Raw genomic sequence first — 1,430 nt, 5'->3', positions numbered from 1 at the left:
GGTGATCATCGACCGCTGGTTGTCGTCGCCGGACGACGCCATTCCCATTCCCTGACGATACGAACCCCGCCATGACCGCCCAGCAACTCGATGACTCCGGCCGCCTGCGCCACCTGTTGACGCTTGAAGGTCTTCCCCGCGACACCCTGGTGCAATTGCTCGACCGCGCCGGCCAGATCCGCGATGCCGCGGTGGGCCGCGTCGGCAACAAGCGCCACGTGCTGGGCGGATCGGCGGTGTGCACCCTGTTCTTCGAACCCTCCACCCGTACCCGCAGCTCGTTCCATCTGGCGGCGCAGCGGTTGGGTGCGGACGTGCTGAACTTCGACGCCTCCACTTCGTCAACGCGCAAGGGCGAAACCGCCTGCGACACGCTGAAGAACCTGGAAGCGATGGGCGTGCGTGGTTTCGTCGTACGCCACCCGGACGACGGCGCCGTGGCAGCGCTGGCTGCCGTGGCGGGCGAGGGCACCGCACTGGTCAATGCCGGCGACGGCCGCAGCTCGCACCCGACCCAGGGCCTGCTGGACATGTTGACCCTGCGCCAGGCCAAGGGCCCGGACTTCTCGAAGATGAAGGTGGTGATCGTCGGCGACGTCAAGCACTCGCGCGTGGCCCGCACCGACCTGCATGCGCTGCGCACGCTGGGCGTGGGCGAGATCCGCGTGTGCGGCCCGCAGTCGCTGCTGCCGGACGACGACACCCTGAAGGGCTGCGTGGTCGGTGATGATTTCGACGCGATGCTGGAAGGCGTCGACGCGCTGATGATGCTGCGCCTGCAGCGCGAGCGCATGGAAGAAGGCCTGGTGCCGTCGCTGGAGCAGTACCACGCGCAGTACGGCCTGAATACCGCACGCCTGGCCCGCGCCGGCAAGGATGCAGCCGTGCTGCACCCGGGCCCGATCAACCGCGGCGTGGAAGTGACCGACGACGTGGCCGACGGCCCGCAGTCGTGGGTGCTGCGCCAGGTCGCCAACGGCGTTGCCGTGCGCATGGCCGTGCTGGAAACCCTGTTGGGTTGATTGCCGGTGGGTGCCAACCTTGGTTGGCACGTGCACTGCTTTGGTAGATGCCAACCTTGGTTGGCCCTATCCGTCCGTGCTGAATGCCTCCGGCCGATCACCCAAGGCCTCAAGCTCCCACTCGCACCATGCGTGCCGATACCGCCCCAACTGCGTCGTCAGACCCGCCCTGATCGGATTGCCCATCAGGTACAGCGCATGCCGGTACAACGATTCGTCCGAGCGGATCGCATGATCGTGGTAGCAGGCCTGCCAGAAACGCCCGACTCTTCCCAATAACCGGTTTGCCTGCTGCGCCGTGCGCGATTTGAAGCGCTTCATGACGGTTTCCAGGGTTCCCGCACGCAGTTCGACCAGCCAGTGAATGTGATCAGGCATGACTACGTAGGCGATCGAGCGGGTGAAGCC

At 66.4% G+C, this 1,430-nt stretch carries 2 protein-coding genes; one reads left to right on the top strand and one right to left on the bottom strand.

Annotation, left to right across the window (positions count from 1 at the left end):
• Positions 1-71: 71 nt before the first annotated feature.
• Complete coding sequence (locus DBR20_RS00615) at positions 72-1,022, top strand: aspartate carbamoyltransferase catalytic subunit (protein ID WP_089239291.1); 951 nt, start codon at positions 72-74, stop codon at positions 1,020-1,022.
• A 66-nt stretch (positions 1,023-1,088) separates the two neighbouring features.
• On the opposite strand, the gene DBR20_RS00610 is transcribed toward DBR20_RS00615, so the two are convergent.
• A partial coding sequence (locus DBR20_RS00610) for a transposase (RefSeq protein ID WP_108264820.1) occupies positions 1,089-1,430 on the bottom strand: 342 nt, incomplete at its 5' end.

It is taken from the genome of Stenotrophomonas sp. HMWF023 (assembly GCF_003060985.1).
GTDB lineage: Bacteria > Pseudomonadota > Gammaproteobacteria > Xanthomonadales > Xanthomonadaceae > Stenotrophomonas > Stenotrophomonas lactitubi.
This window is presented reverse-complemented; position numbering and strand designations above follow the sequence as displayed.